Here is a 14,071-nt window from a genome sequence, read left to right as displayed (position 1 = left end):
GCCAGTTTATAGGCCATGTGGCCGCCTCCCGATAAGCCAATGGCATAAAAATGCTTACCGTTTACCCCGTAGTTTTTATGAAAATACTGCAGCATAGCTTCAAAGAAGGCCTGCTCATTAATATTTTCCAGGTTAGCCGTGCTGGTGGCCGATTTGCGGCACTCATTCCAGTAACGCTGGTAACCATCGGGATAAACCAGGAAAACCGGTTCTTTGCCGGACTCCTTTTGTAAACTTTCGGCGGGTTTTAACATGCCTTTACCATTGCCACCAGACCCGTGCAATACAAAAATAAGGTTAAAGTTTTGGGTAGCCTGCTCCGGTTTTATAAAATGAAACGTTCGGTAGTGATTTTGCACCAGAATAGAATCGGTAAGAACCTGGCTTTTTGCGGTAAGAAAACAAAAAAACAATAATAGAACGCAGGCACACTTCTTCATGAACTATTTTTAAGATAATTTAGGCTGAATATACTAATCTTTTCCTAATTAAACCCGAAACCGAGTTGTGCGTGACCTAATGCCAGGCGTGGCATAGTGTTACGCTAACCTTATAGATAACAACAGCGCCTTTACCCAGGCTCTTCATTACTTTCAGGTATATTGTGTTTAGCTTTTTTGGCTACTAAAAGGCGTTCCTGCTGTTCGTTCTTTTCTTGAATTCCTTTTGGCGCTGCTTCTCTTGTCGATTTTCTGCTCTGGTTCTGGTTCCCATTGCCTAATTTAATTTTGTTGAATTTAGATACTTGGTGTATCGTTAAGTCCTATTCAAAGTTGCTAAACGGGCCGAACATTGTGCCATAGGCATCATACAACTATGACCCCGTGTTATCCTGAGCGCTCTAAGCAAAACAAGGCTTGTAGACACAACATTAAATAATCAGAAATTTACCTGGATTATATTGCTATTTTAAGATTAATTTGAGCAAAATACCTTAACCCATGAGAAACTGCTTTACGCCCAGGTTATATTTTATCTTTTACTTGCTTTGCTTACCGGTGCTAACGGCGTTTGCGCAAAAACTGCCCGGTATAGCCACCAAAACAGCCGGCATGAAAAAGTACCCCGGCTATTTTAATTTTTACCTGGATGAAAATGCCGGCAAAATCTGGCTCGAAATAAACCGCTTTGACCAGGATTTTCTCTACGTAAATTCTTTGCCAGCCGGATTAGGTTCGAACGACATTGGCCTGGATCGGGGGCAACTGGGCGGCGAGCGGGTTGTATTTTTCCGGAAAATGGGTCCAAAAGTCATGTTGGTGCAGCCGAACCTAAACTACCGGGCCCTTACCAGTAATGCGAACGAGAAACGGGCCGTGGAAGAATCTTTTGCCCAATCTATTTTGTGGGGATTTAAAGCCGAAGCGGCTACCGGCGAGGCCGTTCTGGTAGATGCCACTGACTTTTTGCTGCGCGACGCCCACGATGTAATTGGCAGTATTCGCCGGACCCGCCAGGGCAGTTACCGCCTCGATGCCAGTCGCTCGGCCTTATACCTGCCGCGCACCAAAAACTTTCCGGAAAACACCGAATTTGAGAGCACCCTTACTTTTACAGGCGGCGACGATGCCGGTAACTTTGTGCGCGAAGTTGCGCCCGATGTGCAGGCGCTTACCTTACGCCAGCACCACTCCTTTATCAAATTACCGGATAATAAGTATACGCCCCGCGCCGCCGATCCCCGGGCCGGTTTCTACAACATGTCTTTCTACGATTACGCCACGCCGGTAAGCGAAAATATTCATAAACAATATATTGCGCGCCACCGGCTGCGTAAAAAGAATCCGGCTGCTGCTGCCTCCGAGGCCGTAAAGCCCCTTACCTATTATGTCGATAATGGGGCTCCGGAGCCTATCCGTTCGGCCCTGCTGGATGGTGCCCGCTGGTGGAACCAGGCCTTTGAAGCCGCCGGTTATAAAAATGCTTTCCGGGTAGAGGTTTTGCCGGATACGGCCGACCCTATGGATATTAGGTATAACATTATTCAGTGGGTGCATCGCAGCACCCGTGGCTGGTCTTACGGGGCTACCGTTACCGATCCGCGTACCGGTGAAATTATCAAAGGGCACGTTTCGCTGGGGTCGCTGCGGGTGCGCCAGGACTACCTGATTGCAGAAGGACTACTGGCCCCATACGAAGAAGGCCAACCGGCTAACCCGGCCATGATGACCATGGCCCTGGCCCGTATCCGGCAGTTGTCGGCGCATGAGTTGGGGCATACCTTGGGTATTATGCACAACTACGCCGCCAACAACAATGCCTCGGTAATGGATTACCCCCACCCGCAGGTAAAGCTGGATGCAAATGGTAACATAGACCTTAGTCAGGCTTACGGAACACAAATTGGTGATTGGGATAAACTGGCGGTTACGTACGGCTACCAGGATTTTCCGGAAGGTACCGACGAAAAAAAGGCCTTGGACGAACTGCTGGCCCAGGGGCGCACCCGGAATTTAATGTTTATCTCTGACCGCGACGCCCGGGCGCCGGGCGGATCGCATCCGGTGGCGCACCTCTGGGATAACGGCACCAACGCAGCCGATGAATTGCTGCACGTACTAGCCGTGCGGAAAACTGCGCTTCGCCATTTCTCCGAAAAAAATATTAAACCCGGTACCCCCATGAGTATGCTGGAAGATGTGCTGGTGCCCTTGTACAATTACCACCGCTACCAAACCGAAGCTACTGCCAAATTAGTAGGCGGCATAGACTATACCTACGCCATGCGCGGCGATAAGCAAATAATTACCCAGGTACTGGCCAAGCCGGAACAACAAAAAGCCTTGGATGCGCTGCTGCAAACCCTTTCGCCGGAGGTACTCACGTTGCCCGAAAATATTATTTCTTTGATTCCGCCGCGGGCGCCCGGCTTAATTAACAGCCGCGAACTTTTTGCCAAACGGACCGGCCTTACCTTCGACCCCTTAGCTGCCGCCCAGGCTTCGGCCGATTTTACCTTGTCGTTCCTGCTGCATCCGCAACGGGCCTCGCGTTTAGTAGAGTTAAGTGCCCGGGGCAATAACCTTAGCCTGCACCAGGTTACCCAACAACTCCTCGATAATACCTGGAAAAGCAAACGCCAAGCCGGCTTGCCCGGCCAGGTGCAACTCCAAACCGAACAGGTGCTGCTAACCCATTTGCTGGCACTGTCGCAGGACGAAAATGCTGCTTACCAGGCCCGGGCCATAGCTAAGGCCGCTATTACCGACCTCCAAAATTACCTGAAACATGCACAAAAACGTACCCGCGACCTGGATTACAAGGCCCATATTGCCTTTGCTTTGGCCAGAATAGAAAAACCAGAAAATGTAAAACCAACCAAAATGTTAGATTTGCCGCCCGGCGCTCCCATTGGCCAAGGGTTGCTGTTTGGGTGTGAATAAGGTTTGGCGGTGGCCGGTAAACTAAGCAAAGTTCCTAAAGTATTGTGTATTAATTTAAAGCATTTGGGCTAAATGGCTTAAATCGCTCATCCTACTACAAAGCTATTTGCCTATTATTCGTAGTGCGTAGAGTTAGCGTAGCGCTCTACGCACTTCCGGATAGCCAATCTCTGATTGGCGTAATTAAAAAATTATTCAGCTAATAATAGTAATGGGTACCAACCCCGGCAAACCGCTGTAATCGCGGGCGCTGCTGTACAGGTAAGAATGGGCTTCTTCCACCCAACCTTCCTGCACCGGGTTCTGATGAAGATATTGTAGCTTTTGGTCGGTAAAATAGTTCGTCAATAATTCTTCGGCGTGGTTATTTTGCTGCCAAAACTGGTACCGGGTATTACGGCTATTTTTTCCCGCCACAAACCGAAACTTATCCAACAGCCATTCCTACCGGCTTTCCGGACCAGCTTCTATTTCCCGGATTAATTGCGAGGCGGTAAACTTTTTCAAATCCCGGATAATATCCGCTAAGTTCACCTCCTTGGGTTGCTGCGCCGAAATAATTAAATGCGCATGAGGCACCAGGCATGCACTTGTAAACCTTTGTTTTGAATACAGAAATTTAGGCTATCTGTAAATATAGTTTTATACCGGGCCCGCACAAACACATCTAGCCAGCACACCACCGTAAATGTAACAAAGTAAATACCTTCTGGGCTGTTTAAACTGTATGGCCTTGGTGTCAGCGGCATGGCAGATTGGTAAGCAAACGGTCCGGTAGTTTGTTTTACAAATTACGCCAATGGGAGATTTGCTGTCCGGAAAATACGTAGGGCGCTTCGCATAACAGAAGAATAAAAATGATGAAGTTGCAGCCTAACATCCAATTTTGTATTACCCTTTAACAAAAGAAGGAATAAAGCCCGATAGCTTACTAACTATTAAAAAGAATATCTTTATATTTAGAGTGTTAATAGGATTTGCATTTAAAGAGGATATTGCGGTGCAAACTTCTACCTTTGAAAGGTATACCGCAGAAATAAATCGGATTGACGTAATAAAATAACCTAATTTAAAACAGCGCATCAAAAATGCTTCAGCAAAAGCCCGTTCTGTTTTAATAGCTGTTCGCTAAATAATAAGGCAAAACTATAAAATAATACAATAATGAAATTTAGAAAACTGATTCTTAGTTTTTATATCCTAATAAGTATAACCGCATTTTCATGTACAGAAAAAGATGAATTTTTAACTTCTGGTGAACAAACAGCTTTAACTATCTCAAATGTAATTTCTGAAAACAAAATAATAAGGGTAAGCCCTTATGAATGGAAATTTGATGAATTGAAAAAAGAATATGGTTGGGTATCTATTAATAGAACTTTCGTTCAAATCTCAGACCCAAACCTACCTGGGCTAGTGAGTTATTACAATTACGAATCGACTGATTTTACGGTTGAAAAGAGTTTTATTAAAATAGAAAAAAAATATTATAATTTAGAACACCTTTATAAATATGAAATAAAGGGCCTTACTTTGGAATTGTATTTTGGATCTAAATGATGCGTATCATTTAGATCCAAAATACAATTGGGAGGCCATTAAAGTTTATTTTATAAAGGTAAATACTCTATGCTGTGCGTAGAGTTAGCGAAGCGCTCTACACATAACAGGGTGCTCTTTACTGGAGGGAGCGTTAGCGTTATGCCTAATAAAAGTGATGCGTGTTGGGTAGCATAAATTATTAAAAATTCATATACTTAATCTGCTAACGATTAACCCCCACTATATGCTTGGAAAATATTTACGCCTGAAAATCATCACGTTAATAATATTAGGCACTACGTACCCTATATGGGCCCAGCAGCCGGCTACCTCTACCCCAGTTTCATCCAGGGTGGTGGAAGATGGTGGTACCGGCCCTTATAGCGCCCTGATGCTTACCGAAAGTACCTTGCCCACCCATACGGTATTCCGGCCAAAAGACCTGAATAAATTTAAAAATAAACATAAAATGCCCATCATTGCCTGGGGTAACGGTGCTTGTGCGAATTCGCCGTGGGAACACGTAAATTTTTTGTCGGAAGTAGCGTCTTATGGATTTCTGGTGGTAGCCATCGGGCCAATGCCGCAGGAAGGGGAAAAAGGCAACGGAAAATCAACCTCGTCTCAGCTAATTGATGCGATTAATTGGGCGGTTGCCCAGAATAAAGATAAAAAAAGCCCCTATTACCAGAAAATTGATGTAGCTAAAATAGCCGTAAGTGGCATGTCTTGCGGTGGTTTGCAAACGCTGGAAGTAGCCTCGGACCCGCGGGTAAGTACCATTGTGGTTTGTAATAGCGGTATTTTTAATACTCCCGGTAACGGCCGAAGCGCCATGCCTAACCTGACAAAAGAAAACCTGACCAAAATACATACGCCAACTTTATACATGCTGGGCGGCGAAAAAGACATTGCTTATAATAACGGCATGGACGATTACAAACGTATTAACCACGTGCCGGTTTTTATGGCCAATATGGATGTGGGGCACGGCGGCACGTATGGCCAACCGCACGGCGGCGAATTTGCCAAAGTAGCCACCGCATGGTACCAATGGCAATTAAAAGGCGACCAGAAAGCAGGCAAACTATTTACCGGTAACCCGGCCGGCCTGGCCCAAAACCCCAACTGGCGCTACGAAAAAAAGAATTTGCCTTAAGCTACCTTTAGCTATTTAATTTAATAAACAGGCCCACCGCTTTACTTTGGCAAGCTGCTTGGCGTAGCCGGGTTTACGCGGGTTTATATTATTAAATATTCGCTTGGTTGTGCTAAACAACGGCCAAGACTATATTTAGTGTATCTCGTCCGGCTCATTATTACTTTTACCTGTATTGCGGTTAGCTTTTTTGGCCGCTAAAAGGCGCTCCTGGTGTTCTTTTCTTTCCTTAAACTCCTTTTGGCGCTGCTTCTTTTGTTGATCCCCGGATCTGGTGCTGGTTCCCATTGGCTGGTTTTTTTTTGTTTTTAGATAATTCGTTTACCGTTCTGTTAAATTCAAAGTTGCTAAACGGGCCGGACATTTTGCCAAAGTATACTAGTACCCACTTGTGGCATGTAGCCCGCTGCGCTAACCCTACGCATAATAGCGCATAACTAAGTACAAGATAAAGGCATAGCCATTAAGTCATTTACTAACTGTAAATCATTGTTTAACCCAACCCGCCAGTAGCACCAGGAAACCGATAACCTGAAAGATGGCCCGGTATTCCATAAACTGCAACCACGTTTTCCGGAGCAATTCCCAGGGTACACCCGACATACCCGAGGCATACGAATGAAACTGCGCATTAATCGGTATATTAAATTTAAAAGCCAACAATACGTCAACCACAATACATACAAAAGCAATAACCGTGGTAATAAAAAGGAAAGAACCCGGTACCTTGCCTAAAAAAAGGACGGTAATAAAACCAATAACCAGCGTAGCCAGATATATCAACTTAAGGCGCGCTTCAATCACCTGATCTATGGCGTTTCTGATTTCGGCATAAGCATTAAGGGAGATACCTGAAAAAGCCTGACATGCCGCCAAGAGGTAAAAAATTCCCTGGGAAACAATTATAAGGTATAGCAAGAGAAATACAGTTCTTAAAACACTGACGACCATAATTTTATTTAGTTTAGGTGAATGATGCATAGGCCGCAAATGAAAAGAGAATCGCTCTTAATTTTCTTGACCAAAATCAAGATTACCGCCAGAAGACCATGTTTGCAGAACTAAGAAAACAAGTAGAAAAAATTGTAAAGATTAATGAGCATGAATGGGAAGCCTTTCAAAGCATACTCAAGCCCAAACAGGTTAAGAAGCATGCGCATTTTTTAGAGCAAGGGCAGGTATGCCGGCAGATGGCCTTTATTGTAAAAGGATATGTGCGGTTTTATTTTTTGGTAGGCGCCGAAGAAGTTACAAAAGAATTTAGCTTTGAAAACTACTTTTGCGGCTCTTATGCCAGTTTTATATCGGGTAATCCTTCCCGTTTTAATGTTAAAGCAATGGAAGATCTGTCTTTATTAGTCTTTGATAGGCCCCACCTGCTGGAACTGATAGAACAATATCCTACCTGGGGAAGATTTGTCTTATTCTCCGTAGAAAATCTTTTTGTGCGAAAAGAAAACCGGGAAGCTTCGTTTTTACTCGACAGCCCCGAAGAGAAGTATGCTAAGCTATTGCGCGAACATAAGGAAATGCTACAAAGGGTACCCCTAAAATACCTTGCTTCCTACCTTGGCCTCAGTGCCGAAACCCTTAGCAGAATAAGAGCCAGGCAAAAATAATTTACACTTATTTGTATTTTGACCCAATTAGTTAATCTTATAAAGGGCAAAGTATAATAGGAAGGTTTAGGGTATGTGTTGCCTTAGCAAATTTAAGCATGACTGAAGCCAATCTCCTATAGGCGTAGCTAAAGAATAAAAATGTTAAGGCAAGCCCCTATCAACCGCTATAAACGGGGCAAAATGTTACCTTCTCTCATTTAAACCGACAGACTTTGCGTTTTCGCGCCAATGCGTTAGGTACGCCACCTGTTCATAAAACTAAATAATCTGTATATTTTTCATTACGCCAATCGGAGATTGGCTTTCCTAAAAATGTGTAGAGCGCTTCGCTAACGCTACACACAACTAGAGGATTTGCTATTTAGCTTTTAAAAAATAACGATTTCAGGTTATCTATAATGTTTACGATTTCCTATATTTAAGAGCATTTACATAACGGAACATGAAAAAAATTTTACCTCTCCTTTTTGCGCTTATAAGTATTTCTTTCTTTTCGGGATGTAAAAAAGAAGAGGAGGAGGTAAAAGTGGAAACAGAGACGCCACTCCAATTCCAGGCCAGAATGTTAAAAGGAAAGTGGAAGGAAATAGAAGGTTTCGACCAAACTTTTGATTCAAATGGCAATATTATCAGGTCTACTCGTACCACCCCACCGCTTAATGATAATACTACATATAGTTACGATGGAAAAATACATATTGTTGATTATGCTCCTGGTTATAACAGGCCACCTGCCCAATATCCTTATACCCTTACTGAGAAAGAAGGTAAGTTTTTCGTTAATATAGATAAATTATTGTATTTAAAAGATCCGGAAGCAACCTACATTATAGAAATAAATGCCAATACCGATGTACTTTTGCGAGATATACAAATATATAATACCGATGGCAGCAAAGCCTTCATTAATACTGTGCTCGTAAGAGTACCTTAGTAGCATTCAATAAAATTGTTAAGATTTGTATGAGCGCTTAGGCTTAGCGAAGCCCTTTAGAACATTTTGCGGTTGATTCGGAAAAATGATGTAAAGGGCTTCGCTGCCTTTCAAGCGTACCATTTTATTTACTTGTACTTATATAAAAATTAAATTTTCACCAAATAGAAGGAAGACTCTTGAGCTATGCGGTGAGTTAGCGCAGCGCTCTCCGCACTTTTCGGAAAGCCAATCTTTGATTGGCGTAGCTAAAGAATAAAAATATAAAGTCAAGCCCCTATCAGCGGTGGTAAACGCGGCAAAATAATAGCTGCTCTCATTTAAACCGACAAACCTTGCGTTTACCTGCCAAAGCGTTAAATACGCCAGCTATAAATAGAACAGAATAGTTGGTATATCTCTTATTACGTAAATTAGAGATTGGCATTACGGGAATTGCGTAGAGCGCTGCGCTAACGCAAAGCATAACAGAGGCTCCTGGTGTTCTTTTCTTTCCTTAAACTCTTTTTGGCGCTGCTTCTTTTGTTAATCGCCGGATCTGGTGCCGGTTCCCATTGACTAATTTTATTTTGTTGTTTTTAGATACTTCGTTTACCGTTTCGTGAATTCAAAGTTACTAAACGTGCCGGGCATTTTGCCTAAAGTATAATAGTAGCCACATGTGGTACATAGCGCACTGCGCTAACCCTAAGCATATCAATGGAGGACTAATACAACCTTTAACTATTCACTTGAAATTTATACACTTCTTTGAAAGTTTATAATATCCATATTGTTTGTTTAAATAAAAATAATGATAAAAAATAAACCATATATAAGTCAATTAGCAATAATAAGCTATATTTAGTCCTAAATTAATAAAAGGATAAAATTTCAATAAAAATTAATTAGATAAAATTTAGTTTATAACATCTTAAAAGGAAAGAACTGCAGGTAACCAGTTGAATATGAATATTTTTTTACGATTAATCTTTGCTTTTTCTATTTTTTTATATCAAAACCTGGCTCTGGGGCAATCTTGGCAATGGGCAACAAAGGCAGGTGGCGAATGGACCCAGAACGGTAATGATATTGCAGTTGATGCAGCCGGTAACAGCTATGTAATTGGTAACTTCGACAAAGCCATAACATTTTATGGTCGTACCCAATCCCAAAATATTACCTTACCTGGCAGCGTAGAAAATTTTCTTACCGGTAACGAACTGGATATTTTTATCGCCAAATATGATAACCAAGGTAAAATTCTTTGGGCGAAGAAATTGGGCGATGTGGATTTTGAGTCTGGCTTGTCGATAGCGGTGGATGCCACCGGCAATAGCTACGTCACCGGATTTTTTACCGGTAAAATGGAATTGGGCCATAAGGTCCTTACCAGTACTAATTTGAGCCGAATGTTATTTATCGCAAAATACGATACTAACGGAAATATCTTATGGGCAAATCAGGCAATAAACGAGCGCGGGGAAAGTAAAGGTCAGCAAATTGCGGTCGACACTGGCGGAAATGCCTATATTATTGGTAGTTTTTCCGGCAAAGTAAATTTCGACCAAAAGTCACTTACGAGTAGCGGCGGGGAAAATGTGTTTGTAGTAAAATACAGCGCGGCCGGAATAGCTGTATGGGCAAATTCCGGGGTACCCGCTATTCCTGGTTTAATGGATGGCTTAGGTATTACGGTAGATAAGGAGGCCAATTGTTTTATTACCGGTTATTTTTACCCGGATGCTACCTTTGGTCATATTACCTTAAAAAGCCCGCTGGACCGGAATATATTTTTAGTTAAATATGATAATACTGGAAAAGTTATATGGGCTAAACAAGCTGGTGGATCTGGGTTTGATGCCGGAAATGCTTTAGGAGTAGATGCGGCTGGTAATTGTTATATGGCCGGCTATTTCTCCGACGACGCCACTTTTGGTTCTATTAAGTTAAACCGGATAGGGGAAGAAAATACTTTTCTGGCTAAATATGATACAGATGGTAACGTACAGTGGGTAAATAAAACTACCAGCTTAGGCGGTTCCGGAATAAATCTGGCTGTTAATGCTACCGGCGAAAGTTTCCTGGCGGCAAATACTTTAAAACTGATTCCGCAGTCTAACCATGTGGTTCAAACTCCGGCTGGATTGTATGTAAATAGATACGCGCCGAACGGTGAATTAAATTGGTCGAAAGAAGCAACCGGTGAAATTTCTACCGTAGGTGATATAGCCCTGGACCTGGCAAACAACTGTTACATTACGGGGAATTTTTTCTCTTTTTTTGGTTTTTCGGTTCCTACGTTCGATAATATTCAGGTTCGGGGTAACTTGTATGATTTATATGTAACTAAACTTGGAGAGACTGGGCCTCCTACTTTTTCTACTGGCTCCCTTTCAGCTGCGGCCTTTTGCCCGGGAACAGCTTTATCAGTACCATTTTCTGGGTTCGAAAATTTGCCGGATAATGCAACCTTTGAAGTACAGCTTTCGGATGCTAACGGTTCATTTGCCACGCCGTTAACCATTGGGTCAGGCCCAGACAGCCCCTTAACTGCAATTATTCCCGCACAAACAGCTTTAGGCTCAGGTTACAGAATCAGGGTAGTAGCGGTAGCCAATGGTTTTCAACTGGTAAGTACAGATAATGGTATTAATTTAAGTATTATTGCCGCCCCTAATGCACCCGTGGTAACATCGGGTGTCCGGTGTAATGCCGGACCAGTAACCCTTACAGCTTCGGGCGCAATTGGCGCTCAGACTTACCGTTGGTATACGGTTGCAACTGGCGGGACTGCCTTGAGCGATAACACCAGCAACACTTTTGTAACGGCGTCTGTTACGGGCACCACTTATTACTATGTGGCCATTGTTAATGAGGCGGGCTGCGAAGGACCCCGAATACCTGTAACAGCAGTGATAGATTTACCCCCAGTTGTTTATGCCGGGCAAAACCAAACCGTTTGTGCGTCTACAGCGGCTTTTCCGCTCTCCGGGTTTAGCCCTATTGGCGGAACTTGGTTGGGGCCAGGCTTGAAGGCAGGCGGAACTTTTGATCCGGCACTAGTTGGTCCCGGTACTTACGAATTAACTTATACTTTTTCAACCCAAAACTGCACGGTTTCCGGAACAAAAACCATTATTGTAGAACCGGAAATCCAAATTCAGACCGTACCAGATTTATATGTTTGTGTAAATACGCCGGCATTTTCGCTGGGGAATCCGGTGCCCGGTGCCGGAACCTGGACCGGACACGGAACTCAAACAAATGGAACTTTTAACCCAGCTCAGGCCGGGCCAGGCAGGCATACCCTCCACTATACTATCCAGACTGGCAGTTGCCGTTATTCCACCTCCAGGCTTATTACCGTATCCGAATCGCCTATGATTATCGCCGGTGCCACTGCAACCGGGTGTGGTACGAGCCAGAAGCAACAGGGAATTTTGCCATTTGATGTAACATTTACCAATACTACCCAGGATGCAACTACCTTTCTGTGGGATTTTGGTGACGGGACTACTTCCACGGATGTGGCACCCGTGCATCAATATCAGCAGCCTGGCCAATTTACCGTTTACTTAACCGTTTTCTTTGGGCAGTATTGCTCTATAAAAAAACAAATTGCCACCTTTGCGCTGGAAGAGAAACGAACCCCCAATATTTTTACACCTAACAAAGATGGGCTCAACGATACCTTTGCTCCCCGGTTAACGTGCCTGCCCGTAAACCTGAAAGTGTTTAACCGTTATGGGAAATTGGTGTTTGAGGAAGCCAACTACCAAAATACCTGGGATGGGGGCGACCTTTCGGATGGAACCTATTATTATCACCTGACAACCGCCACCGGTTTAAGCTGGAAAGGTTGGGTAGAACTTGTGCGGTAAAAAACTAAATTCTTTTTTCCTCATTCTCTGGTGAATTTAGATTAATGACAAAATTTAAGTAAATAACCTTAATAACTCTGTTGTGCCTAGCGTTAGGGCCTTGTTGTGAGGAGAGTTAGCCCAGCGCGCTACGCACTCTTCGTAAAGCCAATCTCTGATTGGCGTAGCGAGAGAATAAAAATATTAAGGCAAGTCCCTATCAGCGGTTGTAAACGTGGCAAAATATTGCCTTCTCCAATTTAAACAGACGGACCATGCTTTTTCCTGCCAAAGCGTTAGATACGCCAAGTGTTAATAGAACAGCATAGTTTGTATATTTTTATTGCGCCAATCGGAGATTGGCTTTGCGAAAAGTGCATATAGTGCTTCGCTAACTCTACGCATAACAAGAATAACATGGGATTTCAAATTAATTTGTATTATCCATCTCAGATAGAATATATTGTTGGGTTTTTTCAGAAAATTCTAATATATGTTTCAAGCAATTTAAACTTAAAAAAGCTACACCCTTCCCTGATAAATCTCTTTTTTCATTATAATATATTGAATACCACCCAATAGAACCTTCTAAATTTGTAAACACTGGCTCATTCAAAAAAGGAAATAAGTGTTTATTTATAAAACCATAGAATTGAACTTGGGAATAGACATTTTGTAATATTTTTCCACGTCCTGATTCTTCTCCCAAATCACCTAACTTTCTTAATTCACTACCAATTCTTCTGAATTCACTTTCTCTTAATTCTGTTAACAACTTCCTTCTTTCAAAACTTAAATTTCTGTCATTTCTTTTTTCCTCTAAATTTGATATTTCATAAGCAATGTAGATTGTTATTAGTAATGTCAATAAAGAAAAATAGGCATTCAAAATGCCTCCAAAGAAATCACCGAATGTTCCCCAATCTGAAGGATTATCAGAAAGTTTATTATCAAAGAAATTGAACAAATAAATAAAGATTGGTATCAAAGGTAAAACCACCAAGAATGTTGCCACCCATCTTAATTTAAATCTAGATATTCTAAAATCACGTTCTTGCATCTTGAGAAGTAAAATATTATAAATTACTAAGTATATATTAAAATCATAAGTTAAATGAATATCCTAGCAATGCCAAGAGTTAACACAAAGCCCTGTTGTGTGTGTATAGAGTTAGCGAAGCGCTCTACACACTTTTAGGAAAGCCAATCTCTGATTGGCTTATTCCGTTAACCCAAATCCTACCGCCCAAACAACCCCAATAAATCCTTTTTCGTCATCGATTTCAGCAAAGCATTATCTGTTTTAACTAAATCCTTTACCAGCTCTTTTTTACTTTCCTGCAATTTCTGAATTTTTTCTTCCACGGTGTTGGGGCAAATGAGGCGGACGGCTACTACGTGTTTCTCCTGCCCAATGCGGTACACCCGGTCGATGGCCTGGTTTTCGACGGCGGGGTTCCACCAGGGGTCTACGAGGTACACGTAATCGGCGCGGGTTAAATTAAGGCCGGTGCCGCCGGCTTTTAAACTAATTAAAAATATCCGTACTTGGTCGTCGTCCTGGAACTGGTTAACCGCCGCAGCCCGGT

Annotated in this window: 12 protein-coding genes; 6 read left to right on the top strand and 6 right to left on the bottom strand. The window is 42.8% G+C overall.

Annotation, left to right across the window (positions count from 1 at the left end):
* A partial coding sequence (locus ACO1R6_RS09345) for an alpha/beta hydrolase family protein (RefSeq protein ID WP_486264167.1) occupies nt 1–440 on the bottom strand: 440 nt, incomplete at its 3' end.
* A 501-nt stretch (nt 441–941) separates the two neighbouring features.
* Here ACO1R6_RS09345 and ACO1R6_RS09340 point away from each other — a divergent pair.
* Nucleotides 942–3,383 carry a zinc-dependent metalloprotease gene (locus ACO1R6_RS09340; protein ID WP_486264165.1) on the top strand — a complete coding sequence of 814 codons (2,442 nt, stop codon included), beginning with the start codon at nt 942–944 and terminating at the stop codon, nt 3,381–3,383.
* A gap of 195 nt (nt 3,384–3,578) precedes the next feature.
* On the opposite strand, the gene ACO1R6_RS09335 is transcribed toward ACO1R6_RS09340, so the two are convergent.
* Both ACO1R6_RS09335 and ACO1R6_RS09330 read right to left on the bottom strand, forming a co-directional pair.
* Nucleotides 3,579–3,800, bottom strand: coding sequence for a hypothetical protein (locus ACO1R6_RS09335; RefSeq protein WP_486264163.1), 222 nt, complete (start codon nt 3,798–3,800; stop codon nt 3,579–3,581).
* A 27-nt stretch (nt 3,801–3,827) separates the two neighbouring features.
* Nucleotides 3,828–3,962, bottom strand: coding sequence for a hypothetical protein (locus ACO1R6_RS09330; protein WP_486264162.1), 135 nt, complete (start codon nt 3,960–3,962; stop codon nt 3,828–3,830).
* Nucleotides 3,963–4,547: 585 nt separating this feature from the next.
* Between ACO1R6_RS09330 and ACO1R6_RS09325 the strand changes: the two genes are divergently transcribed.
* On the top strand, nt 4,548–4,943 hold the full coding sequence (locus ACO1R6_RS09325) for a hypothetical protein (RefSeq protein ID WP_486264160.1): 396 nt from the start codon (nt 4,548–4,550) through the stop codon (nt 4,941–4,943).
* 226 nt (nt 4,944–5,169) lie between these two features.
* Complete coding sequence (locus ACO1R6_RS09320) at nt 5,170–6,084, top strand: poly(ethylene terephthalate) hydrolase family protein (protein ID WP_486264159.1); 915 nt, start codon at nt 5,170–5,172, stop codon at nt 6,082–6,084.
* Between the two features lie 486 nt (nt 6,085–6,570).
* On the opposite strand, the gene ACO1R6_RS09315 is transcribed toward ACO1R6_RS09320, so the two are convergent.
* Nucleotides 6,571–6,960 (bottom strand): hypothetical protein, encoded by a 390-nt coding sequence (locus tag ACO1R6_RS09315; protein WP_486264157.1) that lies wholly within the window; start codon nt 6,958–6,960, stop codon nt 6,571–6,573.
* 173 nt (nt 6,961–7,133) lie between these two features.
* Between ACO1R6_RS09315 and ACO1R6_RS09310 the strand changes: the two genes are divergently transcribed.
* From ACO1R6_RS09310 to ACO1R6_RS09300, 3 genes are all read left to right on the top strand, one after another.
* On the top strand, nt 7,134–7,703 hold the full coding sequence (locus ACO1R6_RS09310; RefSeq protein ID WP_486264155.1) for a Crp/Fnr family transcriptional regulator: 570 nt from the start codon (nt 7,134–7,136) through the stop codon (nt 7,701–7,703).
* A gap of 445 nt (nt 7,704–8,148) precedes the next feature.
* The gene (locus ACO1R6_RS09305) at nt 8,149–8,640 is read left to right on the top strand and encodes a hypothetical protein (protein WP_486264153.1); all 492 of its coding nucleotides are present in this window, start codon (nt 8,149–8,151) and stop codon (nt 8,638–8,640) included.
* 947 nt (nt 8,641–9,587) lie between these two features.
* Entirely contained in the window at nt 9,588–12,503 is a 2,916-nt protein-coding gene (locus ACO1R6_RS09300) for a T9SS type B sorting domain-containing protein (protein ID WP_486264151.1), read from the top strand.
* Nucleotides 12,504–12,912: 409 nt separating this feature from the next.
* On the opposite strand, the gene ACO1R6_RS09295 is transcribed toward ACO1R6_RS09300, so the two are convergent.
* Both ACO1R6_RS09295 and ACO1R6_RS09290 read right to left on the bottom strand, forming a co-directional pair.
* Entirely contained in the window at nt 12,913–13,542 is a 630-nt protein-coding gene (locus tag ACO1R6_RS09295; protein WP_486264149.1) for a hypothetical protein, read from the bottom strand.
* Between the two features lie 179 nt (nt 13,543–13,721).
* Nucleotides 13,722–14,071 (bottom strand): helicase-related protein (locus ACO1R6_RS09290; RefSeq protein WP_486264148.1); only part of this gene is annotated, 350 nt, incomplete at its 5' end.

It is taken from the genome of Adhaeribacter sp., assembly GCF_057359045.1.
The sequence above is the reverse complement of the archived record's forward strand: the minus strand, read 5'-3'. Positions and strand labels throughout refer to the sequence as shown.

Bases quoted from the DNA above. Each gene is read 5' to 3' on its own strand.
- ACO1R6_RS09320 (WP_486264159.1), top strand. From the start codon at position 5,170: ATGCTTGGAAAATATTTACGCCTGAAAATCATCACGTTAATAATATTA.
- ACO1R6_RS09310 (WP_486264155.1), top strand. From the start codon at position 7,134: ATGTTTGCAGAACTAAGAAAACAAGTAGAAAAAATTGTAAAGATTAAT.
- ACO1R6_RS09295 (WP_486264149.1), bottom strand. From the start codon at position 13,542: ATGCAAGAACGTGATTTTAGAATATCTAGATTTAAATTAAGATGGGTG.
- ACO1R6_RS09325 (WP_486264160.1), top strand. From the start codon at position 4,548: ATGAAATTTAGAAAACTGATTCTTAGTTTTTATATCCTAATAAGTATA.
- ACO1R6_RS09305 (WP_486264153.1), top strand. From the start codon at position 8,149: ATGAAAAAAATTTTACCTCTCCTTTTTGCGCTTATAAGTATTTCTTTC.
- ACO1R6_RS09340 (WP_486264165.1), top strand. From the start codon at position 942: ATGAGAAACTGCTTTACGCCCAGGTTATATTTTATCTTTTACTTGCTT.
- ACO1R6_RS09300 (WP_486264151.1), top strand. From the start codon at position 9,588: ATGAATATTTTTTTACGATTAATCTTTGCTTTTTCTATTTTTTTATAT.